The organism is Streptomyces sp. NPDC048420 (assembly GCF_040651535.1).
Lineage (GTDB): Bacteria > Actinomycetota > Actinomycetes > Streptomycetales > Streptomycetaceae > Streptomyces.
Map to the genome: position 1 here is coordinate 191641 of NZ_JBEZKG010000016.1, position 24522 is coordinate 216162.

Sequence of the window (24522 nt, forward strand, 5' to 3'; positions counted from 1 at the left end):
CCGCCGGGGCGTTCGGACGTACGTCGGACGTACTGCTGACGTGCGAGTACGAGCAGGCAGCGAAGCTTAACGCTTGCTGTACTGCGGGGCCTTGCGGGCCTTCTTGAGACCGGCCTTCTTACGCTCGACCGCACGGTCGTCGCGACGGAGGAAGCCGGCCTTCTTCAGGGCGCCGCGGTTGTTGTCCACGTCGGCCTCGTTCAGCGCGCGGGCGACACCGAGACGGAGCGCACCGGCCTGACCGGAGACACCGCCACCCGCGATGCGGGCGATGACGTCGTAGCGACCGTCGAGCTCGAGCACCTTGAAGGGCTCGTTGACTTCCTGCTGGTGCACCTTGTTGGGGAAGTAGTCCTCAAGGGTGCGACCGTTGATCTTCCACTTGCCGGTGCCCGGGACGATCCGGACGCGGGCGATGGCGTTCTTGCGACGGCCCAGGCCGGCGGCCGGCTGCGGGTCGCCGAAGCGGCCGGCGAGGGACTCCGAGGTGTACTCGCCCTCGACGGGGACCTCGGACTCGGTGGTGTAGCTGTCGATGTCGACGAGCTCGGTCTCGGTCTCTTCGACCGGCTGCTCAGCGGTGGTCTCGGCCACGATGCTCCTCAGATTTCTTTTCTGTCTTAGGGGGTGTGGCCGGAACTACTGCGCGACCTGGGTGATCTCGAACGGCACCGGCTGCTGCGCAGCGTGCGGGTGCACGTCACCCTTGTAGACCTTCAGCTTGGTGAGCATCTGACGGCCGAGGGTGTTCTTGGGGAGCATGCCCTTGACGGCCTTCTCGATGGCCTTCTCGGGGTTCTTGTCGAGGAGCTCGTCGTAGCGGACGGAGCGCAGACCACCCGGGTAGCCGGAGTGGCGGTACGCCATCTTCTGGGTCCGCTTGTTGCCGGAGAGGTGCACCTTGTCGGCGTTGATGATGATGACGAAGTCACCGGTGTCGACGTGAGGGGCGTAGATCGGCTTGTGCTTGCCCCGCAGGAGGGACGCCGCGGTGGTGGCAAGACGGCCCAGGACGATGTCCTGAGCGTCGATGACGTGCCACTGGCGAGTCACATCGCCGGGCTTAGGGCTGTACGTACGCACTTCGCAGCCTTCTTCTTCAGTGGATGGGTGCTGACACATGGCATCACTGAAGCGATCGTGCAGCTGGGGACGACAATGGCCGGGCCACTGCCCGTATGCCGCCCACTGGTAACTGCTCCAGGGAACCTAGGTAAAGGCTTCTCGCATGAGAACGAGCGAGCCAATACACAACGAAGAAGCAGGATACCGGTGTGCCCCCGGACGGGTCAAAACGAGGCCCTGGCAACGCCTTCGCCACACCCTCGCGACGCCCTCGCGGCCGAGATGTGCACCGGTGCCGGAAAGGTCCCCGAGGCCGTTGTCCAGCCGTTGTCCACAGGCCCACCGGCACCTTCCTCACCCCCTCTAAGATGCACCCCATGAGCTTTGGGCAGCAGGGGGGACCCCCGTCCCAGTGGGATCCCTGGAAACCGCAGTCGCAGCAGCCGTGGAGCAGCGGCGGGGGCGAGCAGACTCCGGACTGGGCCGCGCTCGCCGAGGCCTCCGAGACCCGCAACAGACGGCGCCGGTTGTTCCTCATCGTCGGCGGCGCGGTCGCCACGGTCGCTATAGGCACCGCCGTGGCGATGGCCGTCGTATCGGCGAACGGCGACGAGGCGAACAAACCGACCTCGTCACTGCCGGCCACCGCCGACATACCGAGCGCCACCGGGACCGCGCCGTCGTTCGCGCCGACCAGCGCCCCGCCGCCGCTGGACCCGAAGGACTTCATCGCCAGCAAGGCCAAGGACACGCTCCCGCTCAGCGCGCAGGGCCTCTTCCCGGGCACCCAGTTGACCATGGGTTCGACCGTGTATAAGAAGGGGACCACGGCCGACACCAAGAACTGCGCCGCCGGCGACACCGTCCAGCCGAGCCTCGGGAAGATCCTCAAGGCCAACGGCTGCACCCAGTTCATGCGGGTCAGCTACACCAAGGACGGCGTCTCGGTGACGGTCGGCGTGGCCGTGTTCGACACCGAGGCCAAAGCGGCGAAGGCCAAGAGCCAGGTCAACACGAAGAAGGACATCGTCAAGTCGCTGTCCGGCGGCGCGGTCAAGGCCTTCTGCAACTCCGCGATCTGCCGCACGACCTCGAACTCCTACGGCCGCTACGCCTACTTCACCATCTCCGGCTTCGCCAGCGGCAAGAACGTCACGGAGAAGGACACCGCGGTCTTCAGCATCGGCGACAACCTGGCCGAGTTCACCTTCCGCCAGATCCACCGCCGCGGCGAGGCCCAGGCGTCGACGGCCGCGGGCGAGTGACCCGCTCAGGACGGCCGGGGGCCGGCTCCCGGCCGTCCTGAGGACCCACGACGTGGAAGGATTAAGGCGCCAAGGGAGACGGCACCACCGACGACACAGCGCGCTCCAGGCGGCGCTGGAGGCCTGTCAGCCGGGGAACATCACCGTCCTCCCGGCAGGGGTGTACCGCCCCTGCAGGGCTCGCACGCCGGCGACGAGGGCCGGGCGGGCGGCCAGAACCCGGTCGCAGGCATCCGCCCCTCCCCTCGTTCACGGGAGACGCCGTCGTCGAGATCCTGGACCGGCAGCTGGGGAGGCTACTCAGTCCAGGCCAACGCACATCGACGGCATCCGCGCGACCGGGCAGATCCCGTGCTGTGGACCGGTTCCCACGGCATCGTGCTGAACAACTCCACCGACCGCAACGACTGACAGCACGGTCTCCGCCGGGAGGGCCGTTCAGCAGCAACCCGCCCCCGGCAGCGTCCGCCGGTTCCGCGCCTCCTTGTTCCGCGCCGCCAGCAGCCCGTCCGCCGGATACCCGACCTCCTCCAGCGTCAGCCCGTGCGGCCGTACGACATGGACGGCCGAGTCCCGTACGCCCGCGGCCAGCACCTTGCCCGGCCAGTCCGGCCCCCGGTGCCCGTCCCCCACGAACAGCAGCGCCCCGATCAGTGACCGCACCATGTTGTGGCAGAAGGCGTCGGCGCGGACGGTCGCGGTGACGATGCCGTCGTCACCGCGGACGAGGCTCAGTTCCTGGAGTGTGCGGATGGTCGTCGCACCCTCACGCCGCTTGCAGTAGGCGGCGAAGTCGTGCTCCCCCAGCAGCCGGGCAGCCGCCTCGTTCATGGCGCCGACGTCCAGCGGCCAGTCGTGCCAGAGGACGTGCCCCCGCAGCAGCGGGTCGACGCCCCCGGGGTCGTCGGTGACGCGATAGGCGTACCGCCGCCAGATCGCGGAGAAGCGTGCGTTGAAACCGGCCGGTGCCTCCCGCAGCGACCACACCCGCACGTCCTTCGGCAACCGCCCGGCAAGCCGCTTCAGCAGCTTCTCCCGGTGCTCCTCCCACAGCTCCTCGGGCAGGTCCACATGCGCCACCTGGCCCCGTGCGTGCACCCCGGCATCGGTCCGCCCGGCCACCGTCAGCTCGTACGTCACGTCCTTCGACCGGGTCACCGTCCGCAGGGCGTCCTCGATCTCGCCCTGTACGGTCCGCCGTCCCCCGGCCTGCTTGGCCCACCCGGAGAACTCGGTCCCGTCGTAGGAGAGGTCGAGGCGGACACGGACGTAACCGGGCTGTACTTCGTCGCTCACCCCCAGATCCTCTCAGGAACGCGGAACGGGCCCACCCCAAGGGGCGGGCCCGCACTGCGGCGATGATCAGTGCCAACGCCTCCCGGCAGCCGTAGATCCGCAGCACGGCGCCCTTGCCGCCGAGCCGCCCACGTTACGGAAGCCACCCGGTACCGCCGACCAGCACGCCCCCCTGTGCCGGTGAAGGCCAGACCCTCACCCGCGACCGTGACCTCGGTCGTAGTCACTGCAGGCCTGGACCAGCCCGTCGACGGTGCAGCCCCGCAGCCGGTCCTCGCGGAGATGCTGCGCCGGACAGCGGCAAGAGAAGTCATAGGACTGCGCCCCCGAGGTTGGCCCGTCTCTTTCGCCGTACGACCTCTTCGCCCCCCGACGCGAACGGGCCCGCCCCCCGAAGGGGACGGGCCCGTCACGACGCGGAAGCGTCAGGCGTCCTTGGACTCCTCGGCCGGAGCCTCGGCGGCGTCCTCAGCCTCGTCGGCCTTGGTCGTGTCGACCTTGGTCTCCTCGGCGACCGGAGCAGCCTCGGCGTCCTTGGCGGCACGCTTGGTGGCGGCCTCGGCCTCGCCGGTGGCCTCCTGCGCGACCGTCAGCGCCTCGACCAGCTCGATGACAGCCATGGGCGCGTTGTCGCCACGACGGTTACCGATCTTGGTGATGCGGGTGTAGCCACCGGGACGGTTCTCGTAGCGCGGGCCGATCTCGGTGAAGAGCGTGTGGACGACGCTCTTGTCCGTGATCACCTGGAGCACCTGACGGCGGTTGTGAAGGTCGCCCTTCTTCGCCTTGGTGACCAGACGCTCGGCGTACGGACGCAGCTTGCGCGCCTTCGCCTCGGTGGTGGTGATACGGCCGTGCTCGAACAGCGACTTCGCGAGGTTCGCGAGGAGCAGCTTCTCGTGCGCGGCGCTGCCGCCCAGACGGGCACCCTTGGTGGGCTTCGGCATGGTTCTTCTCCTGTGTGTCTGCCCCGGCCGTGTCAGGTACCGGGGTCAGGAACCCGGCGAGCGGATGCTCACCGGCAACAACCGATCAGGTACTGATCAGTACTGCTCGGTCTCCACGAAACCCGCGTCCGCGTCGTCGTCGGCGCCGAAGGCGTCGGCAGCGGCCGTGGGGTCGAATCCGGGCGGGCTGTCCTTCAGGGCCAGGCCCATGCCGGCCAGCTTCGCCTTGACCTCGTCGATGGACTTCGCACCGAAGTTGCGAATGTCGAGGAGGTCGGCCTCGGAGCGCGCGACCAGCTCACCCACGGAGTGGATGCCCTCACGCTTGAGGCAGTTGTACGACCGAACGGTGAGCTCCAGCTCCTCGATCGGCAGCGCCAGGTCGGCGGCGAGGGCGGCGTCCGTCGGGGACGGGCCCATGTCGATGCCCTCGGCGTCGATGTTGAGCTCACGGGCGAGCCCGAAGAGCTCGACGAGCGTCTTACCGGCCGACGCCATGGCGTCACGCGGACGCATGGCCTGCTTCGTCTCGACGTCGACGATCAGCTTGTCGAAGTCGGTGCGCTGCTCGACACGGGTCGCCTCGACCTTGTACGTGACCTTGAGCACCGGGCTGTAGATGGAGTCGACCGGGATGCGGCCGATCTCCTGGCCCACCTGCTTGTTCTGCACGGCGGAGACGTAACCGCGGCCACGCTCGACCGTCAGCTCCATCTCCAGCTTGCCCTTGCCGTTGAGCGTGGCGAGGACGAGGTCGGGGTTGTGCACCTCGACACCGGCCGGGGGCGCGATGTCGGCGGCGGTGACCAGACCCGGGCCCTGCTTGCGCAGGTACATCACGACCGGCTCGTCGTGCTCCGAGGAGACGACCAGCTGCTTGATGTTGAGGATCAGGTCGGTGACGTCCTCCTTGACGCCCGGCACGGTGGTGAACTCGTGCAGGACACCGTCGATGCGGATGCTGGTGACAGCCGCACCGGGGATGGAGGACAGCAGGGTCCGGCGGAGGGAGTTGCCGAGGGTGTAACCGAAGCCCGGCTCCAGCGGCTCGATCACGAACCGGGAGCGGAACTCGTCGACGACCTCTTCGGTCAACGAGGGACGCTGAGCAATCAGCATGTTGCGATCCTTCAGTCATGGACGCCCGCTATTTGACGTCCTGCTGTTACTGCAAGGGTACGGGCGGCACGCCTCCGAGGAGACGTACCGCCCGAAACCTAAGACAACCGTGCGTCAGACGCGGCGGCGCTTGGGCGGACGGCAGCCGTTGTGCGGGGTGGGGGTGACGTCCTGGATCGAGCCGACCTCGAGGCCGGTGGCCTGGAGGGAGCGGATCGCGGTCTCACGGCCGGAGCCGGGACCCTTGACGAACACGTCCACCTTGCGCATGCCGTGCTCCTGCGCGCGACGGGCGGCCGACTCGGCGGCCATCTGCGCGGCGAAGGGGGTGGACTTGCGCGAGCCCTTGAAGCCGACGTGGCCGGCGGAGGCCCAGGAGATCACGTTGCCCGAGGGGTCCGTGATCGAGACGATCGTGTTGTTGAACGTGCTCTTGATGTGGGCGTGCCCGTGAGCGACGTTCTTCTTTTCCTTGCGGCGCACCTTCTTGGCAGCGCCCTGACGACCCTTGGGGGGCATCTACTTCTCCTACGGGGAGGTGGTCGGTCCTACAGCGAAGACCGCTGATGAAGCGTTGTCCGCTGAGGACTACTTCTTGCCCGGCTTCTTCTTGCCGGCGATCGCGCGACGCGGGCCCTTGCGGGTACGAGCGTTCGTGCTGGTGCGCTGACCACGGACGGGCAGACCACGGCGGTGCCGCAGACCCTGGTAGCAGCCGATCTCGACCTTGCGGCGGATGTCGGCCTGGATCTCGCGACGGAGGTCACCCTCGGTCTTGATGTTGTTGTCGACGTACTCACGAATCGCGACGAGCTGCTCCTCGGAGAGGTCGCGAACGCGGGTGTTCGGGTCGATGCCGGTCTCGGCCAGCGTCAGCTGGGACAGAGTCCGGCCGATACCGAACACGTAGGTCAGGGCGACCTCCACGCGCTTTTCGCGCGGGATGTCAACACCGGAAACGCGTGCCATTCAATGGCTCCTGGTGATCTTCGGAGGTCTGACACAGAACCGATTCCCAGCCGCCGTACCAGGTACGAACTGGGTCCTCGGCCTCCGAACCGAGGGTGTCAGGCACCGTGGGGCACCTGGGTTCCGCGTATTTACATTTCAGCTCGCGTCGCGCGAATCTCTGCGATCTCGATGCAGAGGGATTGGTCGTGCGTCAGCCCTGGCGCTGCTTGTGGCGCGGGTTCTCGCAGATGACCATGACCCGACCGTGACGGCGGATCACCCTGCACTTGTCGCAGATCTTCTTGACGCTCGGCTTGACCTTCATGAGATTGAGGTTCTCCGAGTCAGAGGGATCTACTTGTACCGGTAGACGATCCGGCCACGCGTCAGGTCGTACGGAGACAGCTCCACCACGACCCGGTCGTCAGGGAGGATGCGGATGTAGTGCATACGCATCTTGCCGCTGATGTGTGCCAGGACCTGGTGGCCGTTCTGGAGCTCGACCTTGAACATGGCGTTCGGAAGAGACTCGACGACAGTGCCCTCGATCTCGATGGCACCTTGCTTCTTGGCCACGCTTCGCCCTTCGAATCGACTACCTTGATCGACTCCCGCCGGCGCATGAGGACATGCGGGTGCACGAGAGTCGACGAGTCAGTCTACGTCAGGGGCCCCAGAAAGACGAATCGAGGATTCATGCCCCAACACAGAGATCCTTAAGCGCCGGTGTGGTCGCCGCCGCGATCGTTAGGCCAACGGATCCGGAGCCGCGACAACCCCATGCTCCGCCAGCTTCGCCTTACCACCGTCCGGAGCTGTAAGCACCAAGGGCCCCTCGTCGGTCAGCGCCACCGAGTGCTCCCAGTGAGAAGACCACGTACCGTCCGTCGTGATGACCGTCCAGTCGTCCGACAGGACCTCCGTCTTCGGCGTCCCCAACGACACCATCGGCTCGATCGCCAGGCAGAACCCGGTGACCAGCTTCGGCCCCTTCCCCCGGCGCCGGTCGACGTAGTTCAGCAGATGCGGGTCCATGTGCATCTCGGTGCCGATGCCGTGACCGCCGTAGTCCTCGATGATCCCGTACCGCCCGCCCCCGGGCTTCGGCTGGCGCCGGATGTACGTCTCGATGGCCCGGGAGACGTCGACGAGCCGGTTGCCCTGCTTCATCGCCGCGATGCCGGCCCACATCGACTCCTCGGTGACCCGGGAGAGCTCGATCAGCTCGGGGGCGTGCCCCGAGCCCACGAAGGCCGTGTAGGCCGCGTCCCCGTGCCAGCCGTCGATGATCGCGCCGCAGTCGATGGAGATGATGTCCCCGTCCTTGAGGACGACCTCGTCGGAGGGGATGCCGTGGACGACGACCTCGTTCACGGAGGTGCAGATCGTGGCCGGGAAACCGCCGTACCCCAGGAAGTTGGGCTTCGCGTCGTGCTCCGCGAGGACCTTGCGCGCGACCTGGTCGAGATCCCTGGTCGTCGCCCCGGGCACCGCGGCCTCACGTGTCGCCGCGTGGATGGCGGCGACGACAAGGCCCGCCTCACGCATCTTGGCGATCTGCTCGGGGGTCTTGATCTGCACCATGCTGGCGGGGGCCTTTCAAAGGAAGTGGGACGGGTGCCCCCAACGATACGTGCACCCACGCAGCAGCCGCGGCCCCCTGTGCGGGAACCGCGGCTGACGTACTGCGGAGAGAAGCCGCTAGGCGGCGTCGTCCTCGCGCTTGAGCGCCTCCATGGCGCGGCCGGTGACGTCCTCCACCTTGCCGAGCGCCGAGATCGTGACCACCAGGCCCTGGGCCTTGTAGTAGTCGATGATCGGCTCGGTCTGGGTGTGGTAGACCTCCAGCCGCTTGCGGACCGTCTCCTCGGAGTCGTCGTCGCGCTGGTACAGCTCGCCGCCGCAGACGTCACAGACGCCTTCCTGCTTCGGCGCCTTGTACGAGACGTGGAAGACGTGCGCCGAGTCCTGACGGCAGATGCGGCGGCCGGCGATGCGCTTGACGACCTCCTCCTCGGGGACCTCGAGGTCCAGCACCGCGTCCAGCTTCATGCCCTCGGTCTGCAGCATCTCGTCGAGCGACTCGGCCTGCGAGACGTTCCGCGGGAAGCCGTCGAGCAGGAAGCCGTTCTCGGCGTCGGGCTGCTCCATGCGGTCCTTGGCCATGCCGATGGTGACCTCGTCCGGAACCAGGTTGCCCGCGTCCATGTAGGACTTCGCGAGTTTGCCGAGATCCGTCTGCCGGCTGATGTTGGCGCGGAACAGGTCGCCCGTGGAGATGTGCGGGATCGACAGGTTCGAGGCGAGGAACGCGGCCTGCGTTCCCTTGCCGGCACCCGGCGGCCCGACGAGGACGATACGCATCAGCGGAGGAACCCTTCGTAATTGCGCTGCTGGAGCTGGCTCTCGATCTGCTTCACCGTCTCAAGACCGACACCCACGATGATCAGGATGCTGGTCCCGCCGAACGGGAAGTTCTGGCTTGCCCCGAAGCCGACCAACGCCATCGTTGGCACAAGAGCGATCAGACCCAAGTACAGCGAACCCGGCCAGGTGATCCGGTTGAGTACGTAGCTCAGATACTCAGCGGTCGGTCGGCCAGCCCGGATGCCCGGGATGAAGCCACCATACTTCTTCATGTTGTCGGCGACTTCCTCGGGGTTGAAGGAGATCGCCACATAGAAGAACGCGAAGAACACGATCAGCAGGAAGTAGAGGGTGATGTAGATCGGGTGATCACCCTTGACCAGGTTGGCCTCGATCCAGGTTTTCCAGCCCGAGTTGCCGCTCGAGAACTGCGCGATCAGTGCCGGGATGTAGAGCAGCGACGACGCGAAGATGACGGGAATCACACCGGCCTGGTTGACCTTCAGCGGGATGTACGTCGACGTACCGCCGTAGGAACGACGGCCGATCATGCGCTTCGCGTACTGGACGGGAATGCGGCGCTGAGCCTGCTCGACGAAGACCACCAGGCCGACCATGACCAGGCCGACCGCGATGACCGTACCGAACTCGATCCAGCCGTCGGCCAGGGTGCCCTGCTTCTTGATGGCCCACAGCGCGGACGGGAAGGTGGCGGCGATCGAGATGAACATCAGGATCGACATGCCGTTGCCGATGCCGCGGTCGGTGATGAGCTCACCGAGCCACATGACGACGGCCGTACCGGCGGTCATGGTGATGACCATGACGATGGTGGTGAAGATCGCGCGGTCCGGCACGATGCTGGACGCGACGGTGCAGCCGGAGAAGAGGGCGCCGCTGCGGGCGGTGGCCACCAGGCCGGTGCCCTGCAGGATGGCGAGCGCCACCGTCAGGTAGCGGGTGTACTGCGTGATCTTCGCCGTACCGGCCTGGCCCTCCTTCTTGAGGGCTTCCAGGCGCGGGATGACCACGGTCAGCAGCTGCAGGATGATGCTCGCCGTGATGTACGGCATGATGCCGAGGGCGAAGATCGTGATCTGCAGCAGCGCGCCGCCGCTGAACATGTTGACCAGACCGAAGAGGCCCTGGTTGCCGGACGCCTGGTCCACACACGCCTGGACGGACTTGTAGTCGACGCCGGGGATCGGGACGTGGGTACCAACGCGGTACACCACGATGATGGCGAGCGTGAAGAGCAGCTTCTTGCGCAGGTCGGGCGTCTTGAACGCCCGGGCGAACGCGGTGAGCACGGTGCCTCCTGCGACCCCCGCGCTACTGCGTCAAGGGTGACGGTCTTGAGGTTCGACGAATATGTGGGAAAGCAGTGCAGGCCACCTTACCCGGGCCCCCGCCTGCCGTGGAACGACCAACCGGGGATACCCCGTTGTGAGGTATCCCCGGTGGGTACTGCTTTACGTCATCGTGCTCAGACGAGCTCGGTGACCGTGCCGCCGGCGGCGGTGATCTTCTCCTTGGCGGAGCCGGAGACGGCGTCGACCGTCACCTGCAGCGCCACGGAGATCTCACCCTGGCCGAGGACCTTGACGAGGCTGTTCTTGCGAACGGCACCCTTGGCCACCAGACCCTCGACCGTGACCTCGCCACCCTCGGGGTAGAGCGCGGCCAGCTTGTCGAGGTTCACGACCTGGAACTCGGTCTTGAACGGGTTCTTGAAGCCCTTCAGCTTCGGAAGACGCATGTGGAGGGGCATCTGCCCACCCTCGAAGCGCTCCGGAACCTGGTAGCGGGCCTTCGTGCCCTTGGTACCACGACCGGCCGTCTTACCCTTCGACGCCTCACCACGACCCACACGGGTCTTGGCGGTCTTGGCGCCCGGGGCGGGACGGAGGTTGTGGATCTTGAGCGGGTTGTTCTCCGCCATGATCAGTCGACCTCCTCGACCGTCACGAGGTGGCGGACGGTGTGCACCATGCCGCGGAACTCGGGGCGGTCCTCCTTGACGACCTGCGTGTTGATGCCCTTGAGACCAAGGGAGCGCAGGGTGTCACGGTGGTTCTGCTTGCTGCCGATGTACGACTTCGTCTGCGTGATCTTGAGCTGAGCCATTACGCAGCACCAGCCCCGGCACGCGCACGCAGCAGAGCCGCGGGAGCGACGTCCTCGAGCGGCAGACCACGGCGGGCCGCGATCTCCTCGGGACGCTGCAGACCCTTCAGGGCCTCCACGGTCGCGTGCACGATGTTGATCGCGTTCGACGAGCCGAGCGACTTCGACAGCACGTCGTGGATACCGGCGCACTCCAGGACGGCACGCACGGGACCACCGGCGATAACACCGGTACCCGGCGAAGCCGGCTTGAGGAGAACGACGCCGGCAGCCTTCTCACCCGTGATCGGGTGCGGGATGGTGCCCTGAATACGGGGGACCTTGAAGAAGTGCTTCTTGGCCTCCTCAACACCCTTGGCGATGGCGGCCGGCACCTCCTTGGCCTTGCCGTAGCCGACACCGACGGTGCCATCGCCATCGCCCACTACGACGAGCGCAGTGAAGCTGAAGCGACGACCACCCTTCACAACCTTGGCGACACGGTTGATCGCGACGACACGCTCAACGTAAGCGGTCTTCTCGGCGGCGGCAGCGCCACCGTCACGACCCTTACGGTCCCGCCGCTCGCCGCCACCGGCACCGCTTCCGCGGCGCTGGGGTCCAGCCATTGGATTACCTCTCTCTTTCCGCTAGCTACGAGCGGCTCAGAACTTGAGCCCGGCTTCGCGGGCGGCGTCCGCCAGAGCGGCGATGCGCCCGGCGTACTGGTTGCCACCACGGTCGAATACGACGGCCTCGACACCGGCGGCCTTGGCACGCTCGGCGACCAGGGCACCGACCTGCTTGGCCTGCGCGGACTTGTCGCCCTCGCCACCGCGGACCGTGGTGTCCAGGGTGGACGCCGACGCCAGGGTGTGACCCTTGATGTCGTCGATCACCTGGGCCACGATGTGGCGGTTCGAGCGGGTAACGACCAGACGGGGACGCTCCGCCGTACCGGAGATCCGCTTGCGGATCCGGATGTGACGGCGCTTGATCGCGGCGCGCTTGTAGGCGTCGCCCTTCAGGATCTTCTGTCCGTATGCCATGGCTTACTTACCCGCCTTTCCGACCTTGCGGCGGATGACTTCGCCCTCGTACTTGACGCCCTTGGCCTTGTACGGGTCGGGCTTGCGCAGCTTGCGGATGTTGGCCGCAACCTCGCCGACCTTCTGCTTGTCGATGCCCTCGACCGAGAACCGGGTGGGGGCCTCCACCTTGAAGGTGATGCCCTCGGGGGCCTCGACAGTGATCGGGTGGCTGTAGCCGAGAGCGAACTCGAGGTTCGAACCCTTGGCCGTCACGCGGTAACCGACACCGCTGATCTCGAGCTTCTTCACGTAACCCTGGGTCACGCCGGTGATCATGTTCGCCACCAGCGTGCGGGACAGGCCGTGCAGGGCCTTGTTCTGACGCTCGTCGTTGGGGCGGGTGACGTTCAGAACGCCGTCCTCACCCTTGGCGATGTCGATCGGCGCGGCAACAGTGTGCGAGAGGGTGCCCTTGGGCCCCTTCACCGACACCGTACGGCCGTCGATGGTGACGTCCACGCCGGCGGGAACCGTGATGGGGAGCTTGCCAATACGCGACATAGCTGTTTCCTCCGTTCCCTTCCGCTACCAGACGTAGGCGAGGACTTCCCCACCCACGCCCTTCTTGCCGGCCTGCTTGTCGGTGAGGAGCCCGTGCGACGTGGAGATGATCGCCACGCCGAGGCCGCCCAGCACCTTCGGCAGGGAGGTGGACTTCGCGTAAACCCGGAGACCGGGCTTGGAGATCCGCTTGATGCCCGCGATGGAGCGCTCACGGTTGGGGCCGAACTTCAGCTCCAGGACGAGGTTCTTGCCGACCTCGGCGTCCTCGACCTTCCAGCCCGTGATGAAGCCCTCCTGCTGGAGGATCTCCGCGATGTGAGACTTGATCTTGGACGCCGGCATCGTCACGGAGTCGTGGTATGCCGAGTTCGCGTTCCGCAGACGCGTAAGCATGTCTGCGATCGGATCAGTCATGGTCATGAATTGGCCTTCGGCCTCTCTCGCCGGGGTTTCCAGGTGCCCATCCCTCTCCTCGATCCGAGACGAGGCGGGTGCGGTGCGGTGGACCTACGGCGTAGTAAGTCGTACGGGCGTCAGGGCGCCCAACCCTCCCAGCCTAAGCCATGGAGGGGTGGGCCCCTGACCAAACCCTTTGCTTACCGAGAGCTTCAGGTATCCCCAAGTAGGGGATTACCAGGAGCTCTTGGTCACGCCCGGCAGCTCGCCACGGTGAGCCATCTCACGAAGGCACACACGGCAGAGGCCGAACTTGCGGTACACGGAGTGCGGACGGCCGCAGCGCTGGCAGCGGGTGTACGCACGCACACCGAACTTGGGCTTGCGAGCAGCCTTGGCAATCAGAGCCTTCTTCGCCATCTCGCTCACGCCTCCTTGAAGGGGAAGCCGAGGTGACGAAGGAGCGCGCGGCCCTCAGCGTCGTTGGTCGCCGTGGTCACCACGGTGATGTCCATGCCCCGGGTACGGTCGATCTTGTCCTGGTCGATCTCGTGGAACATGACCTGCTCGGTGAGACCGAAGGTGTAGTTGCCACGGCCGTCGAACTGCTTGGGGGACAGACCACGGAAGTCGCGGATGCGCGGCAGCGCGAGCGACAGGGTGCGGTCCAGGAACTCCCACATGCGGTCGCCACGGAGCGTGACGTGGGCACCGATCGGCTGGCCCTCACGCAGCTTGAACTGCGCGATGGACTTACGGGCCTTGGTGACGGCCGGCTTCTGACCGGTGATCGTGGTGAGGTCGCGGATGGCGCCCTCGATCAGCTTGGAGTCGCGGGCGGCGTCGCCCACACCCATGTTGACCACGATCTTGACGAGGCCGGGGATCTGCATGACGTTCTCGTACTTGAACTCGTCACGCAGCTTGCCCGCGATCTCCTCGCGGTACTTCGTCTTGAGACGCGGAGTGGTGGTGGTAGCCATCAGATGTCCTCACCCGTCCGCTTGGCAACGCGGATCTTGTTGCCCTCGTCGTCGAAGCGGTAACCGACACGCGTGACGACCTTGTTGCCGTCCTTCTCAACGACCAGCTGGACGTTGGAGACGTGGATCGGCGCCTCGGTCGTGACGATGCCACCGGCCTGCGAACCGCGAGCGGTCGGGCCGGCCTTGGTGTGCTTCTTGACCCGGTTGACACCCTCGACCAGGACGCGGTCCTCGCGGGGGAAGGCCGCGATGACCTTGCCCTGCTTGCCCTTGTCCTTACCGGTGATGACCTGGACCAGGTCGCCCTTCTTGATCTTCATGCTTACAGCACCTCCGGCGCGAGCGAGATGATCTTCATGAACTTCTTCTCGCGCAGCTCACGGCCGACGGGGCCGAAGATACGGGTGCCGCGAGGGTCGCCGTCGTTCTTCAGAATGACGGCGGCGTTCTCGTCGAAGCGGATGTACGAGCCGTCCGGACGGCGGCGCTCCTTGACGGTGCGAACGATGACCGCCTTGACGACGTCACCCTTCTTCACGTTGCCACCGGGGATCGCGTCCTTGACGGTGGCGACGATGACGTCACCGATGCCCGCGTAGCGGCGACCGGAGCCACCGAGCACACGGATGCAAAGGATCTCCTTCGCACCAGTGTTGTCGGCGACACGCAGTCGCGACTCCTGCTGGATCACGTCTATCTCCTGTTTGTCTGCCGGTTCCCGCAGGGCCCTTACGGGGCGAACCTGCGAGCCTGGCGGAACCGTCCTGCGGATTTGCCCCGCAGGAATTACTTGCGCCTCTAGAAGGGAAGAACCCTGTCCGCCGGGGGCGGCGCGCCGAGCCCGAGGGCCGCGGCGGGAACACCAGCCCCCAGCGGGTGCCGGGGCCGAAGCCCCGGCGGGGTCAGCGGGGGGCGAACCCCCGCTTGATTACTTCGCCTTCTCGAGGATCTCGACGATGCGCCAGCGCTTCGTGGCGGACAGCGGGCGGGTCTCCGCGAGGAGGACCCGGTCGCCGACGCCGGCAGCGTTCTGCTCGTCGTGCGCCTTGAGCTTGTTGGTACGGCGGATGACCTTGCCGTACAGCGCGTGCTTGACGCGGTCCTCGACGGCGACGACGACGGTCTTGTCCATCTTGTCGCTGACGACGAGACCCTCACGGGTCTTGCGGAAGCCGCGGGCCTCTGCAGTCTGCTCAGTCACGTTGCTCTCACTCATCAGGCGCTCTCCACCGTCTCGATGCCCAGCTCGCGCTCACGCATCAGGGTGTAGATCCGCGCGATGTCCTTACGGACGGCCTTGAGCCGACCGTGGTTCTCGAGCTGACCGGTCGCCGCCTGGAAGCGGAGGTTGAACAGCTCTTCCTTGGCTTCGCGGAGCTTGTTCAGCAGCTCCTCGTCACCCAGTTCGCGCAGCTCGGACGCCTTGGTACCGGCCGACATCACGCTTCACCTGCCTCGCGCTTGACGATCCGGCACTTCATCGGCAGCTTGTGGGCTGCGCGAGTAAGCGCCTCACGGGCGATCTTCTCGTTGGGGTAGGACAGCTCGAACATGACCCGGCCCGGGTGCACGTTCGCGATCCACCACTCCGGCGAACCCTTACCGGAACCCATGCGGGTCTCGGCAGGCTTCTTCGTGAGCGGGCGGTCCGGGTAGATGTTGATCCAGACCTTGCCGCCACGCTTGATGTGGCGGGTCATCGCGATACGGGCCGCCTCGATCTGGCGGTTGGTCACGTACGCCGGCGTGAGGGCCTGGATGCCGTACTCGCCGAACGCGACCGTCGTACCGCCCTTGGCCTGACCACGACGCTTCGGGTGGTGCTGCTTGCGGTGCTTGACCCTACGGGGGATCAGCATGACGGTCAGGCCTCCGTTCCGGTGCTCTCAGCCGGAGCGGCGGCGGGAGCTTCGGCCTTGGGGGCCTCGGCGCCAGCAGCCTGCTGCGGCTTACGACCGCGCCGCTCGCCACCGCGGCCACCACGGGCCGGGCGGTCGGCACCGCCACCGCGAGCCGGGCGGTTACCCGCACGGGCGGCAGCGTTCTCGGCGCGGACCTCGGCGATGTTCTTGACATCGCCCTTGTAGATCCAGACCTTCACACCGATGCGGCCGAAGGTCGTCTTGGCCTCGAAGAAGCCGTAGTCCACGTTCGCGCGGAGCGTGTGCAGGGGCACGCGGCCCTCGCGGTAGAACTCCGAGCGGGACATCTCGGCGCCACCGAGGCGGCCACCGCACTGGATCTTGATGCCCTTGGCGCCCGCCTTCATCGCCGACTGCATGCTCTTACGCATGGCGCGACGGAAGGAGACGCGGGAGGAGAGCTGCTCGGCGACGGCCTGAGCAACCAGCTGAGCGTCCGTCTCGGGGTTCTTGACCTCGAGGATGTTCAGCTGGACCTGCTTGCCCGTGAGCTTCTCGAGGTCGCCGCGGATGCGGTCGGCCTCGGCGCCACGGCGGCCGATGACGATGCCCGGACGAGCGGTGTGGATGTCCACACGCACACGGTCACGGGTGCGCTCGATCTCCACCTTCGAGATGCCGGCGCGCTCCATGCCGGACGTCATCATCCGACGGATGGCGACGTCTTCCTTGACGTAGTCCTTGTACAGCTTGTCGGCGTACCACCGGGACTTGAAGTCCGTGGTGACACCGAGCCGGAACCCATGCGGGTTAACCTTCTGGCCCATTACCGGGTTCCTTCCTTGCTGCTGACGACCACGGTGATGTGGCTGGTCCGCTTGCGGATCCGGTAGGCACGGCCCTGGGCGCGCGGCCGGAACCGCTTCAGGGTCGGGCCCTCGTCGACGTACGCCTCGGAGATGAAGAGGCTGTCGGCGTCGGTGTGGTCGTAGTTGTGCGCGGCGTTGGCGATGGCGCTGTCCAGCACCTTGCCGACGGGCACTGAGGCGGCCTGCGGAGCGAATCGCAGGACCGCCTGAGCCTCCGTGGCGTCCATGCCACGGATAAGGTCCACCACGCGGCGGGCCTTCATGGGCGTAACGCGGATGTACCGCGCCTGGGCCCTGGCTTCCATGGTTGTCCCTCTCAGTTACTTACGTGTCTGAATGCGATCCGCGTTTAGCGGCGCTTCGACTTCCGGTCGTCCTTGACGTGACCCCGGAAGGTGCGCGTCGGCGAGAACTCGCCGAGCTTGTGGCCGACCATCGACTCGGTGACGAACACCGGGATGTGGGTCTTGCCGTTGTGCACCGCGAGCGTGTGGCCGAGCATGGCCGGCACGATCATGGAGCGACGGGACCAGGTCTTGATGACGTTCTTGGTGCCTGCTTCGTTCTGGGCGTCCACCTTCTTGATCAGGTGGTCGTCGACGAAGGGCCCCTTCTTGAGACTGCGCGGCATCTAAACCCGCTCCTAGCGCTTCTTGTTCGTCTTGCGGCGGCGGACGATGTACTTGTTCGAAGCCTTCTTCGGCGAACGAGTACGACCCTCCTTCTGACCCCAGGGGCTGACCGGGTGGCGACCACCGGAGGTCTTGCCCTCACCACCACCGTGGGGGTGGTCAACCGGGTTCATCGCCACACCGCGAACGGTCGGGCGGACGCCCAGCCAGCGCTTGCGGCCGGCCTTGCCCCAGTTGATGTTGCTCTGCTCGGCGTTGCCGACCTCGCCGACCGTGGCGCGGCAGCGCTGGTCGACCAGGCGGATCTCGCCGGACGGCATACGAAGGTGGGCCATCGTGCCCTCCTTCGCGAGCAGCTGCACCGAGGCACCGGCGGAGCGGGCGAACTTGGCGCCGCCACCGGGACGGATCTCGATCGCGTGGATCGTGGTACCGACCGGGATGTTGCGGAGCGCCAGGTTGTTGCCCGGCTTGATGTCGGCCCCGGGACCGTTCTCGACGCGGTCACCCTGCTGCAGGTTGCGCGGGGCGAGGATGTAGCGCTTCTCGCCGTCCGCGTAGTGCAGCAGCGCGATGCGCGCAGTGCGGTTGGGGTCGTACTCGATGTGCGCGACCTTCGCCGGCACGCCGTCCTTGTCATGGCGACGGAAGTCGATGACACGGTAGGCGCGCTTGTGTCCGCCACCCTGGTGGCGAACGGTCACACGACCGGCGTTGTTACGGCCGCCCTTGCTGTGCAGGGGGCGGACCAGCGACTTCTCCGGCGTGGACCGCGTGACCTCGACGAAGTCGGCGACGCTGGAGCCACGACGGCCCGGCGTAGTCGGCTTGTACTTGCGGATTCCCATTTCTCAGTCCTCGTCCGATATCGGACGATCCGACCCGCTTACGCGGTCGGACCGCCGAAGATGTCGATACGGTCGCCCTCGGCAAGGGTCACGATCGCGCGCTTGCTGTCGGCACGCTTGCCGAAGCCCGTGCGGGTCCGCTTGCGCTTGCCCTGGCGGTTGATCGTGTTGACGCCGGTGACCTTGACCGAGAAGACCGCCTGGACGGCCTGCTTGATCTGGGTCTTGTTGGCGCCGGGGGCCACGATGAACGTGTACTTGCCCTCGTCGAGAAGCGCGTAGCTCTTCTCGGACACGACCGGCTTCAGCAGGACGTCACGGGGGTCCGTGAAGGCCTTGCTCGCCGGCGTGACGACGGTGTTCTTGCCCTCGGCGGCGTGGCGGCGCGCCTTGGCGACGCGCGCGGCCTTGGCTGCCTTGGCGGCCTTCGAGGCGATGCTCGGGTGACGCGTAGCCATCAGGCTTCGCTCCCTTCGGTGTCAGCGGCCTTGGGGCCAGACACGAAGGACTCGAAAGCGGCCTGGGTGAAGACCACGTCGTCCGAGACGAGAACGTCGTACGTGTTCAGCTGGCCCGGCTCCAGGATGTGGACCTGGGGCAGGTTGCGGGCGGACAGCCACGCGGCCTCGTCGGCACGCTCGACGACCAGGAGCAGGTTCTTGCGCTCCGAGATCTTGCCGAACAGCGACTTGGCGGCCTTCGTCGACGGGTTCTCACCCTCGACGACGCCGGAGACGACGTGGATCCGGTTGTGTCGGGCCCGGTCGGTGAGGGCGTGGCGCAGGGCCGCGGCCTTCATCTTCTTCGGGGTCCGCTGCGAGTAGTCACGCGGCACGGGGCCGTGGACGACGCCACCGCCGGCGAACTGCGGCGCACGGGTCGAACCCTGACGGGCGCGGCCGGTGCCCTTCTGGCGGTACGGCTTCTTGCCGCCACCACGGACCTCGCCACGCGTCTTGACCTTGTGCGTGCCCTGACGGGCGGCGGCCAGCTGCGCGACGACGACCTGGTGGATCAGCGGGATGCTGACCTTCTCGACGTCGAAGATCTCGGCCGGGAGCTCGACGGTCCCGGCGGTGTCGCCGGAGGGCGACAGAATGTCAATGGTGCTCATAGTCCTCAGGCCCCCTTGGCCGCGGTGCGGACCAGGACGAGGCCGCCGTTCGGACCAGGAACCGCGCCCTTGATGAGGAGCAGGCCCTTCTCCGCGTCAACGGCGTGAACGGTCAGGTTCTGGGTGGTGACCCGCTCGTTGCCCATGCGACCCGCCATGCGGAGGCCCTTGAACACACGGCCCGGGGTGGCGCAGCCACCGATGGAGCCGGGAGAGCGGTGCTTGCGCTGGGTGCCGTGACCGGCGCCGAGGCCCTTGAAGTTGTGACGCTTCATGACGCCGGCGAAGCCCTTGCCCTTGCTCTTGCCGGTCACGTCCACCTTGACGCCGGCCTCGAAGACCTCGGCGGAGATCTCCTGGCCCAGCGTGTACTCGGAGGCGTCCGCGGTGCGGATCTCGACGAGGTGACGGCGGGGCGTGACGTCGGCCTTGGCGAAGTGGCCCTTGAGGGGCTTGTTCACCTTGCGCGGGTCGATCTCGCCGAAGGCGATCTGGACCGACTCGTAGCCGTCGACGTCGTTCGTGCGGACCTGGGTGACGACGTTGGGGCCGGCCTTGACGACGGTGACCGGAACAACACGGTTGTTCTCGTCCCACACCTGCGTCATGCCGAGCTTCTCGCCCAGGATGCCCTTGATCTGCTTAGCCATTCTCAGATCACCGGCCTTCAGAGCTTGATCTCGATGTCGACACCGGCCGGGAGGTCGAGTCGCATCAGAGAGTCAACGGTCTTGGGGGTCGGGTCGAGGATGTCGATCAGGCGCTTGTGCGTGCGCATCTCGAAGTGCTCGCGCGAGTCCTTGTACTTGTGCGGCGACTTGATGACGCAGTACACGTTCTTCTCAGTGGGCAGCGGCACCGGGCCCGCGACCGACGCACCAGTGCGGGTCACCGTCTCGACGATCTTCTTCGCCGAGGAGTCGATGACCTCGTGGTCGTAGGCCTTGAGCCGGATGCGGATCTTCTGTCCCGCCATGGCTACTCCGTAGTCCTGTCTCTTTACAGCTCTGGAACCCGGTATTCCCTCGAACCTCCGCCGACCCACGCGGTCGGGCGTGTCGCACTCTCACTGACACAGATGTCCCTTGTTCGAACATCCCTTGTCTGGGAAAGAGGTCCACCGGGCGCCTGGCCAGTGCCGCACTCCGCTTCCCGAAAGATTCCCGTACGTCCGCCCCAGCGCTGCCATAGGGCAGTTAGGGCGACGAGTACTGTGGGACTCGCTTCCGGTCCTCCCGGCGGGAGGCGCGCAGCATCAACACTCGACCGAGCAACCCCGCTAGTCTGCCATACGGGGCACGGGCCTGGCCAATCGAGCCGGAGACCTTACCCCGAGAGTGACACAGGTCAAACACGGCTCGGTGGCGACGGCGTCGGACGCTACGAGGAGGGGACCGGCCGGCGGCGGCTCAGCGCGCCCTCTCTCCGCAACGCGAAGGGCACGACCGGGCCCGGTCCCCCGCCGTCCGCGTGACACGGAAGGTGCCGAGCCGACCCGCAGCGCCACGTGCCCGCCGCGACGACCGCTCCTCCACCCGCGCGGCAACAGCGTTCACACGATCAGGAGGACGCGCCGGGCCCGTGTCCGTAGCGGACCCGCTTGATCTCGCGCACCGCACCCAGCGTTGCCCACTCGTCCTTGCCGAGCCGTGCCAGCGGCCGCAACAGGGCGCTGTCCGGGTGCCCGTCGACGAGCATCTCCCGGTGGACGGCGGCGTGCAGCACGCGGCCGAAGACGAGGGTGGAGTCACCGATCCGCAGAGTGCTGTGCAACGCGCACTCCAGCACGGCCGGTGCCCCCGCGACCCGGGGCGGCCCGACCGACACGCTCGGCTCCCGTCGGATACCGAGGGCCTCGAACTCGCTGATTCCGCGGGGGAAGTCCGTGGCCGTGGCGTTGATCGTCTCGAAGTCCCTCTCGCAGGCCAGGTTGACGACGAACTCGCCGGTCTCCTCGACGTTGCGCAAGGTGTCCTTGCGCCCCACCGAAGTGAACTGCACGACGGGCGGCTCCACGGACGCGACGGTGAAGAACGAGTGCGGCGCCAGATTGTCGACCCCGTCCCGTCCGATCGTCGACACCCACGCGATCGGCCGGGGCACGACCAGGGCGGTGAGGAGGCCGTAGAACTCCCGGGCGGTCATCTCCTCCGGGGCGAACGACTCGCGCGGCACGCTGCCGTTCCCGGCACGGCCCGGCATGGAGGTCTCCATGGTCAGTGCCAGCTGACGGGGTTGCGGTAGAGGGTGACGCGCTCCAGGCGGCGCCAGCCGGCCCGAGGGTGCCGGCCGCCGTGCGCGGGACGGGTCCGGGCCGTACGGCGGGCCGCGGCCGCGCGGGCCAGGAGCACGGCGGTGAGTGCGGCGAGCTCGTCCTCGGTGAGCTCGCCCTTGACGATCTGGACCATCGGCGTGGTGGCGGGGGTCATCGCTGCCTTCCTCGGTACCGGGTGACTACTGGGGCGGGTTGCCGTGTTTGCGGGCGGGTAGGTCCGCGTGCTTGGTGCAGAGCATCCGCAGGGAGCGGATGAGGACCTCGCGGGTGGCGGCGGGGTCGATGACATCGTCGACCAGGCCGCGTTCGGCCGCGTAATAGGGGTGCATCAGCTCGTCCTTGTAGTGCTGCACCATCTCGACGCGCTTGGCCTCGGGGTCGTCGGCGGCGGCGATGTCACGACGGAAGATCACGTTGGCGGCTCCCTCCGCGCCCATCACCGCGATCTCGTTGGTCGGCCACGCGAAGGCCAGGTCCGCGCCCACCGAGCGGGAGTCCATCACGATGTAGGCGCCGCCGTAGGCCTTGCGCAGTACCAGCGAGATCCGCGGCACCGTCGCGTTGCAGTACGCGTACAGGAGTTTGGCGCCGTGGCGGATGATGCCGCCGTGCTCCTGGTCCACGCCCGGCAGGAAGCCCGGCACGTCCAGGAGCGTCACGAGCGGGATGTTGAACGCGTCGCACAGCTGCACGAACCGCGCGGCCTTCTCCGACGCGTGGATGTCGAGCACCCCGGCCAGGGACTGCGGCTGGTTGGCGACGACGCCCACGACCTGCCCGTCCATCCGGGTCAGCGCGCAGATCACGTTGGTGGCCCAGCGCTCGTGGATCTCCATGAACTGGCCGTCGTCGGCCAGCTCCTCGATCACCCTGCGCATGTCGTACGGGCGGTTGCCGTCGGCCGGCACCAGGTCGAGCAGCGCCTCGCAGCGGCGGTCGGCCGGGTCCTCGGACAGCTCCTGGGGCGGGGTCTCCCGGTTGTTCTGCGGCAGCATCGACAGCAGGAACCGGACCTCCTCCAGGCACGCGCGCTCGTCGTCGTAGGCGAAGTGCGCCACGCCCGAGACCTCGGCGTGCACGTCCGCGCCGCCGAGCCCGTTCTGCGATATCTGCTCACCGGTGACGGCCTTGACGACGTCCGGTCCGGTGATGAACATCTGCGAGGTCTCGCGGACCATGAAGACGAAGTCGGTCAGGGCGGGGCTGTAGGCCGCGCCGCCCGCGCACGGGCCGAGCATGACGCTGATCTGCGGGATCACGCCCGACGCCTTGGTGTTGCGCTGGAAGATGCCGCCGTACCCGGCCAGCGCCGTGACACCCTCCTGGATACGGGCGCCCGCGCCGTCGTTCAACGACACCAGGGGCGCGCCCGCCGCGAGGGCCATGTCCATGATCTTGTGGATCTTCGTGGCGTGGGCCTCGCCCAGTGCGCCGCCGAAGATGCGGAAGTCGTGGGCGTAGACGAAGACCGTACGGCCCTCCACCGTGCCCCAGCCGGTGATCACACCGTCGGTGTACGGCTTCTTGGCCTCCAGGCCGAAGCCGGTGGCCCGGTGCCGGCGCAGGGGCTCCACCTCGGTGAAGGAGCCCTCGTCCAGCAGCAGCCCGATCCGCTCACGTGCGGTCAGTTTTCCCTTCGCGTGCTGCGCCTGGGTCGCCGCCTCACTCGGCCCCGCCAGCACCTTTCTTCGCAGTTCGCCGAGTTCTGCCGCTCTCGCTCCGGTTCCACGAACGGCGAGCGGTCCGTCGAGCAGGGAAGTCATGACACTCCGTATCTACGGGGGACGGTGGGAGGGACGGCGGCCGGCCGGGCCCTGCTGGAGACGGGGGCTCCCAGGGCCCGGCCGGCGCTCGCGGGCCGCGCCGCGGGGGATTTCGGCGCGACCCGGGTCTGTGCTCCTACGCCGCTCAGGCGGACTTCCGCCCGCCCGGGAATCCGCCGAGCTCGTCGTTCGCGCTGATGTAGAGGTTCTCGGCCATCAGAACGTCACGCTGGAGGTGCCACAGCCGTGGCGACGGCTCGACGCCGAGTTCCCGTCGCAACGAGGTACGCACTCTGCTGTACGCGGCGAGCGCCTGGTCCCGTCGGCCGGAGCGGTGCAGGGCGAGGATGTACTGAGCGTGGAGATGTTCATGCAGCGGATGCTGAGCCGTGAGTGCGCTCAGTTCACTCACGACGCTGCGATGTCGCCCCAGACGCAGTTCCGCCTCGACGCGTCCCTCTATCGCACCGATGCGCAGTTCCTCCAGGCGAGCCGCTTCGATGGCGAGGAGCGGGCCGGGTGACACGTCGGTGAACGGGCCGCCGCGCCAGAGACTCTCCGCCCTGCGATACGCGTCGACCGCGCTCTGGAAGTCCCGGGCGACGACCAGCCGGTGCCCCCTCTGCACGTGCTCCCCGAAGACGTCGGCGTCCAGTCCGCCGTCGGCGAGCCTGATCTGGTAGCCCCCGTCATGGGTGACAAGGATCTGTTTTCCGTCGACGCCGGCGCCACTGATGCGCTTGCGCAGGGCGAGCACGTAGGTCTGAAGTGCCGTCACCGCGCTCTTGGGCGGGGTCTCCTCCCAGATCTCCTCGATGAGCTGGTCGTTGGAGACCATCCCCCTGGACAGCGCGAGCAGAGCCAGAACTCTGCGCTGTTTGAGAGCGGTCGGTTCCACGGAACGCTCGCCTATTCGTGCGCTCAGCGTGCCAAGTATGTTGACGTGCAACATCCTTCTCCCCCGGTCCGGTGCGAACGATCACGTTCTTATTGTCATGCTCCTGATCTTTCCTGCACGGCGGTTTTGCCGGCCGGTTGCATGCCGGGGCAACGACGCCGACGGCAC

38 protein-coding genes are annotated in these 24522 nt (G+C 67.1%); 1 reads left to right on the plus strand and 37 read right to left on the minus strand.

Annotated features, from left to right (window positions below; genetic code table 11):
- Positions 1-66: 66 nt before the first annotated feature.
- Together rpsI and rplM are read right to left on the minus strand one after the other, a co-directional pair.
- Entirely contained in the window at positions 67-594 is a 528-nt protein-coding gene (gene rpsI / locus AB0D34_RS29630; RefSeq protein ID WP_362666740.1) for a 30S ribosomal protein S9, read from the minus strand.
- A gap of 45 nt (positions 595-639) precedes the next feature.
- On the minus strand, positions 640-1083 hold the full coding sequence (gene rplM / locus AB0D34_RS29635; RefSeq protein ID WP_362666743.1) for a 50S ribosomal protein L13: 444 nt from the start codon (positions 1081-1083) through the stop codon (positions 640-642).
- A gap of 359 nt (positions 1084-1442) precedes the next feature.
- Here rplM and AB0D34_RS29640 point away from each other — a divergent pair, with 359 nt between their 5' ends.
- On the plus strand, positions 1443-2330 hold the full coding sequence (locus tag AB0D34_RS29640) for a hypothetical protein (RefSeq protein WP_362666745.1): 888 nt from the start codon (positions 1443-1445) through the stop codon (positions 2328-2330).
- A gap of 438 nt (positions 2331-2768) precedes the next feature.
- Here the strand turns inward: AB0D34_RS29640 and truA are convergent, their stop codons facing one another.
- The 35 genes from truA to AB0D34_RS29815 form a co-directional block, all read right to left on the minus strand.
- Positions 2769-3626, minus strand: coding sequence for a tRNA pseudouridine(38-40) synthase TruA (truA, locus tag AB0D34_RS29645; protein ID WP_362666747.1), 858 nt, complete (start codon positions 3624-3626; stop codon positions 2769-2771).
- A gap of 425 nt (positions 3627-4051) precedes the next feature.
- Positions 4052-4573, minus strand: coding sequence for a 50S ribosomal protein L17 (gene rplQ / locus AB0D34_RS29650; RefSeq protein ID WP_362666749.1), 522 nt, complete (start codon positions 4571-4573; stop codon positions 4052-4054).
- Positions 4574-4669: 96 nt separating this feature from the next.
- Positions 4670-5692, minus strand: a complete 1023-nt coding sequence (locus AB0D34_RS29655) for a DNA-directed RNA polymerase subunit alpha (protein WP_003966937.1) — start codon at positions 5690-5692, stop codon at positions 4670-4672.
- Between the two features lie 114 nt (positions 5693-5806).
- Complete coding sequence (rpsK, locus tag AB0D34_RS29660) at positions 5807-6211, minus strand: 30S ribosomal protein S11 (protein ID WP_003956432.1); 405 nt, start codon at positions 6209-6211, stop codon at positions 5807-5809.
- Positions 6212-6280: 69 nt separating this feature from the next.
- Positions 6281-6661, minus strand: a complete 381-nt coding sequence (gene rpsM, locus AB0D34_RS29665) for a 30S ribosomal protein S13 (protein ID WP_037680379.1) — start codon at positions 6659-6661, stop codon at positions 6281-6283.
- 193 nt (positions 6662-6854) lie between these two features.
- Entirely contained in the window at positions 6855-6968 is a 114-nt protein-coding gene (rpmJ, locus tag AB0D34_RS29670; protein WP_003998809.1) for a 50S ribosomal protein L36, read from the minus strand.
- Between the two features lie 29 nt (positions 6969-6997).
- A complete protein-coding gene (gene infA / locus AB0D34_RS29675) occupies positions 6998-7219 on the minus strand; it encodes a translation initiation factor IF-1 (protein ID WP_003948620.1) in 222 nt (73 codons plus the stop codon).
- Between the two features lie 171 nt (positions 7220-7390).
- Positions 7391-8227, minus strand: coding sequence for a type I methionyl aminopeptidase (map, locus tag AB0D34_RS29680; RefSeq protein WP_362666751.1), 837 nt, complete (start codon positions 8225-8227; stop codon positions 7391-7393).
- A 117-nt stretch (positions 8228-8344) separates the two neighbouring features.
- Positions 8345-9007, minus strand: coding sequence for an adenylate kinase (locus tag AB0D34_RS29685; RefSeq protein WP_362666753.1), 663 nt, complete (start codon positions 9005-9007; stop codon positions 8345-8347).
- Positions 9007-10320: a preprotein translocase subunit SecY gene (gene secY / locus AB0D34_RS29690; protein WP_362666755.1), complete on the minus strand. Its 1314-nt coding sequence runs from the start codon at positions 10318-10320 to the stop codon at positions 9007-9009. The genes AB0D34_RS29685 and secY overlap by 1 nt, the downstream gene beginning before the upstream one ends.
- A 176-nt stretch (positions 10321-10496) precedes the next feature.
- Complete coding sequence (rplO, locus tag AB0D34_RS29695; RefSeq protein WP_003974249.1) at positions 10497-10952, minus strand: 50S ribosomal protein L15; 456 nt, start codon at positions 10950-10952, stop codon at positions 10497-10499.
- Positions 10953-10954: 2 nt separating this feature from the next.
- Positions 10955-11137 carry a 50S ribosomal protein L30 gene (gene rpmD / locus AB0D34_RS29700; protein ID WP_005481207.1) on the minus strand — a complete coding sequence of 61 codons (183 nt, stop codon included), beginning with the start codon at positions 11135-11137 and terminating at the stop codon, positions 10955-10957.
- Complete coding sequence (rpsE, locus tag AB0D34_RS29705) at positions 11137-11745, minus strand: 30S ribosomal protein S5 (RefSeq protein ID WP_108954805.1); 609 nt, start codon at positions 11743-11745, stop codon at positions 11137-11139. The genes rpmD and rpsE overlap by 1 nt, the downstream gene beginning before the upstream one ends.
- 36 nt (positions 11746-11781) lie before the next feature.
- Positions 11782-12165, minus strand: a complete 384-nt coding sequence (gene rplR, locus AB0D34_RS29710; protein WP_030317315.1) for a 50S ribosomal protein L18 — start codon at positions 12163-12165, stop codon at positions 11782-11784.
- Positions 12166-12168: 3 nt separating this feature from the next.
- Positions 12169-12708, minus strand: coding sequence for a 50S ribosomal protein L6 (gene rplF / locus AB0D34_RS29715; protein ID WP_062023388.1), 540 nt, complete (start codon positions 12706-12708; stop codon positions 12169-12171).
- A gap of 24 nt (positions 12709-12732) precedes the next feature.
- The gene (gene rpsH, locus AB0D34_RS29720; RefSeq protein ID WP_013001411.1) at positions 12733-13131 is read right to left on the minus strand and encodes a 30S ribosomal protein S8; all 399 of its coding nucleotides are present in this window, start codon (positions 13129-13131) and stop codon (positions 12733-12735) included.
- Between the two features lie 210 nt (positions 13132-13341).
- The gene (locus AB0D34_RS29725) at positions 13342-13527 is read right to left on the minus strand and encodes a type Z 30S ribosomal protein S14 (RefSeq protein ID WP_003956452.1); all 186 of its coding nucleotides are present in this window, start codon (positions 13525-13527) and stop codon (positions 13342-13344) included.
- A 5-nt stretch (positions 13528-13532) separates the two neighbouring features.
- Positions 13533-14090 carry a 50S ribosomal protein L5 gene (rplE, locus tag AB0D34_RS29730; protein ID WP_020135807.1) on the minus strand — a complete coding sequence of 186 codons (558 nt, stop codon included), beginning with the start codon at positions 14088-14090 and terminating at the stop codon, positions 13533-13535.
- The gene (gene rplX / locus AB0D34_RS29735) at positions 14090-14413 is read right to left on the minus strand and encodes a 50S ribosomal protein L24 (RefSeq protein ID WP_003992365.1); all 324 of its coding nucleotides are present in this window, start codon (positions 14411-14413) and stop codon (positions 14090-14092) included. The genes rplE and rplX overlap by 1 nt, the downstream gene beginning before the upstream one ends.
- Positions 14414-14415: 2 nt before the next feature.
- Positions 14416-14784 carry a 50S ribosomal protein L14 gene (gene rplN, locus AB0D34_RS29740; protein WP_003998823.1) on the minus strand — a complete coding sequence of 123 codons (369 nt, stop codon included), beginning with the start codon at positions 14782-14784 and terminating at the stop codon, positions 14416-14418.
- A gap of 237 nt (positions 14785-15021) precedes the next feature.
- Complete coding sequence (gene rpsQ, locus AB0D34_RS29745; protein WP_046263523.1) at positions 15022-15309, minus strand: 30S ribosomal protein S17; 288 nt, start codon at positions 15307-15309, stop codon at positions 15022-15024.
- Positions 15309-15533 carry a 50S ribosomal protein L29 gene (rpmC, locus tag AB0D34_RS29750; RefSeq protein WP_005481220.1) on the minus strand — a complete coding sequence of 75 codons (225 nt, stop codon included), beginning with the start codon at positions 15531-15533 and terminating at the stop codon, positions 15309-15311. Before rpmC ends, rpsQ begins: the two co-directional genes overlap by 1 nt.
- Complete coding sequence (gene rplP / locus AB0D34_RS29755; RefSeq protein ID WP_004927269.1) at positions 15533-15952, minus strand: 50S ribosomal protein L16; 420 nt, start codon at positions 15950-15952, stop codon at positions 15533-15535. The genes rpmC and rplP overlap by 1 nt, the downstream gene beginning before the upstream one ends.
- A 5-nt stretch (positions 15953-15957) precedes the next feature.
- Positions 15958-16782, minus strand: a complete 825-nt coding sequence (gene rpsC, locus AB0D34_RS29760; protein ID WP_062023386.1) for a 30S ribosomal protein S3 — start codon at positions 16780-16782, stop codon at positions 15958-15960.
- On the minus strand, positions 16782-17129 hold the full coding sequence (gene rplV / locus AB0D34_RS29765; RefSeq protein ID WP_003974262.1) for a 50S ribosomal protein L22: 348 nt from the start codon (positions 17127-17129) through the stop codon (positions 16782-16784). The genes rpsC and rplV overlap by 1 nt, the downstream gene beginning before the upstream one ends.
- A 44-nt stretch (positions 17130-17173) precedes the next feature.
- Positions 17174-17455 (minus strand): 30S ribosomal protein S19, encoded by a 282-nt coding sequence (rpsS, locus tag AB0D34_RS29770; protein ID WP_003992359.1) that lies wholly within the window; start codon positions 17453-17455, stop codon positions 17174-17176.
- Positions 17456-17467: 12 nt separating this feature from the next.
- Positions 17468-18304: a 50S ribosomal protein L2 gene (gene rplB, locus AB0D34_RS29775; RefSeq protein ID WP_030039757.1), complete on the minus strand. Its 837-nt coding sequence runs from the start codon at positions 18302-18304 to the stop codon at positions 17468-17470.
- 38 nt (positions 18305-18342) lie between these two features.
- Positions 18343-18762, minus strand: a complete 420-nt coding sequence (gene rplW, locus AB0D34_RS29780; RefSeq protein ID WP_053846787.1) for a 50S ribosomal protein L23 — start codon at positions 18760-18762, stop codon at positions 18343-18345.
- Complete coding sequence (gene rplD, locus AB0D34_RS29785; protein WP_362666761.1) at positions 18762-19418, minus strand: 50S ribosomal protein L4; 657 nt, start codon at positions 19416-19418, stop codon at positions 18762-18764. The genes rplW and rplD overlap by 1 nt, the downstream gene beginning before the upstream one ends.
- A 5-nt stretch (positions 19419-19423) precedes the next feature.
- Entirely contained in the window at positions 19424-20068 is a 645-nt protein-coding gene (gene rplC, locus AB0D34_RS29790; protein ID WP_005481233.1) for a 50S ribosomal protein L3, read from the minus strand.
- Positions 20069-20085: 17 nt separating this feature from the next.
- Entirely contained in the window at positions 20086-20394 is a 309-nt protein-coding gene (gene rpsJ / locus AB0D34_RS29795; protein ID WP_003948644.1) for a 30S ribosomal protein S10, read from the minus strand.
- Between the two features lie 584 nt (positions 20395-20978).
- Positions 20979-21563, minus strand: coding sequence for a flavin reductase family protein (locus AB0D34_RS29800; protein ID WP_362666831.1), 585 nt, complete (start codon positions 21561-21563; stop codon positions 20979-20981).
- Between the two features lie 71 nt (positions 21564-21634).
- Positions 21635-21847, minus strand: coding sequence for an acyl-CoA carboxylase epsilon subunit (locus AB0D34_RS29805; protein ID WP_362666763.1), 213 nt, complete (start codon positions 21845-21847; stop codon positions 21635-21637).
- A gap of 25 nt (positions 21848-21872) precedes the next feature.
- The gene (locus AB0D34_RS29810) at positions 21873-23456 is read right to left on the minus strand and encodes an acyl-CoA carboxylase subunit beta (protein WP_362666765.1); all 1584 of its coding nucleotides are present in this window, start codon (positions 23454-23456) and stop codon (positions 21873-21875) included.
- 145 nt (positions 23457-23601) lie between these two features.
- Positions 23602-24354, minus strand: a complete 753-nt coding sequence (locus tag AB0D34_RS29815) for an AfsR/SARP family transcriptional regulator (protein ID WP_362666768.1) — start codon at positions 24352-24354, stop codon at positions 23602-23604.
- Positions 24355-24522: the final 168 nt, after the last annotated feature.

Bases quoted from the DNA above. Each gene is read 5' to 3' on its own strand.
- AB0D34_RS29640 (WP_362666745.1), top strand. From the start codon at position 1,443: ATGAGCTTTGGGCAGCAGGGGGGACCCCCGTCCCAGTGGGATCCCTGG.
- rplQ (WP_362666749.1), bottom strand. From the start codon at position 4,573: ATGCCGAAGCCCACCAAGGGTGCCCGTCTGGGCGGCAGCGCCGCGCAC.
- AB0D34_RS29655 (WP_003966937.1), bottom strand. From the start codon at position 5,692: ATGCTGATTGCTCAGCGTCCCTCGTTGACCGAAGAGGTCGTCGACGAG.
- rpsK (WP_003956432.1), bottom strand. From the start codon at position 6,211: ATGCCCCCCAAGGGTCGTCAGGGCGCTGCCAAGAAGGTGCGCCGCAAG.
- rpsM (WP_037680379.1), bottom strand. From the start codon at position 6,661: ATGGCACGCGTTTCCGGTGTTGACATCCCGCGCGAAAAGCGCGTGGAG.
- rpmJ (WP_003998809.1), bottom strand. From the start codon at position 6,968: ATGAAGGTCAAGCCGAGCGTCAAGAAGATCTGCGACAAGTGCAGGGTG.
- map (WP_362666751.1), bottom strand. From the start codon at position 8,227: ATGGTGCAGATCAAGACCCCCGAGCAGATCGCCAAGATGCGTGAGGCG.
- AB0D34_RS29685 (WP_362666753.1), bottom strand. From the start codon at position 9,007: ATGCGTATCGTCCTCGTCGGGCCGCCGGGTGCCGGCAAGGGAACGCAG.
- rplO (WP_003974249.1), bottom strand. From the start codon at position 10,952: ATGGCGGAGAACAACCCGCTCAAGATCCACAACCTCCGTCCCGCCCCG.
- rpmD (WP_005481207.1), bottom strand. From the start codon at position 11,137: ATGGCTCAGCTCAAGATCACGCAGACGAAGTCGTACATCGGCAGCAAG.
- rpsE (WP_108954805.1), bottom strand. From the start codon at position 11,745: ATGGCTGGACCCCAGCGCCGCGGAAGCGGTGCCGGTGGCGGCGAGCGG.
- rplR (WP_030317315.1), bottom strand. From the start codon at position 12,165: ATGGCATACGGACAGAAGATCCTGAAGGGCGACGCCTACAAGCGCGCC.
- rplF (WP_062023388.1), bottom strand. From the start codon at position 12,708: ATGTCGCGTATTGGCAAGCTCCCCATCACGGTTCCCGCCGGCGTGGAC.
- rpsH (WP_013001411.1), bottom strand. From the start codon at position 13,131: ATGACCATGACTGATCCGATCGCAGACATGCTTACGCGTCTGCGGAAC.
- AB0D34_RS29725 (WP_003956452.1), bottom strand. From the start codon at position 13,527: ATGGCGAAGAAGGCTCTGATTGCCAAGGCTGCTCGCAAGCCCAAGTTC.
- rplE (WP_020135807.1), bottom strand. From the start codon at position 14,090: ATGGCTACCACCACCACTCCGCGTCTCAAGACGAAGTACCGCGAGGAG.
- rplX (WP_003992365.1), bottom strand. From the start codon at position 14,413: ATGAAGATCAAGAAGGGCGACCTGGTCCAGGTCATCACCGGTAAGGAC.
- rpsQ (WP_046263523.1), bottom strand. From the start codon at position 15,309: ATGAGTGAGAGCAACGTGACTGAGCAGACTGCAGAGGCCCGCGGCTTC.
- rpmC (WP_005481220.1), bottom strand. From the start codon at position 15,533: ATGTCGGCCGGTACCAAGGCGTCCGAGCTGCGCGAACTGGGTGACGAG.
- rplP (WP_004927269.1), bottom strand. From the start codon at position 15,952: ATGCTGATCCCCCGTAGGGTCAAGCACCGCAAGCAGCACCACCCGAAG.
- rpsC (WP_062023386.1), bottom strand. From the start codon at position 16,782: ATGGGCCAGAAGGTTAACCCGCATGGGTTCCGGCTCGGTGTCACCACG.
- rplV (WP_003974262.1), bottom strand. From the start codon at position 17,129: ATGGAAGCCAGGGCCCAGGCGCGGTACATCCGCGTTACGCCCATGAAG.
- rpsS (WP_003992359.1), bottom strand. From the start codon at position 17,455: ATGCCGCGCAGTCTCAAGAAGGGGCCCTTCGTCGACGACCACCTGATC.
- rplB (WP_030039757.1), bottom strand. From the start codon at position 18,304: ATGGGAATCCGCAAGTACAAGCCGACTACGCCGGGCCGTCGTGGCTCC.
- rplW (WP_053846787.1), bottom strand. From the start codon at position 18,762: ATGGCTACGCGTCACCCGAGCATCGCCTCGAAGGCCGCCAAGGCAGCC.
- rplD (WP_362666761.1), bottom strand. From the start codon at position 19,418: ATGAGCACCATTGACATTCTGTCGCCCTCCGGCGACACCGCCGGGACC.
- rplC (WP_005481233.1), bottom strand. From the start codon at position 20,068: ATGGCTAAGCAGATCAAGGGCATCCTGGGCGAGAAGCTCGGCATGACG.
- rpsJ (WP_003948644.1), bottom strand. From the start codon at position 20,394: ATGGCGGGACAGAAGATCCGCATCCGGCTCAAGGCCTACGACCACGAG.
- AB0D34_RS29800 (WP_362666831.1), bottom strand. From the start codon at position 21,563: ATGACCGCCCGGGAGTTCTACGGCCTCCTCACCGCCCTGGTCGTGCCC.
- AB0D34_RS29805 (WP_362666763.1), bottom strand. From the start codon at position 21,847: ATGACCCCCGCCACCACGCCGATGGTCCAGATCGTCAAGGGCGAGCTC.
- AB0D34_RS29810 (WP_362666765.1), bottom strand. From the start codon at position 23,456: ATGACTTCCCTGCTCGACGGACCGCTCGCCGTTCGTGGAACCGGAGCG.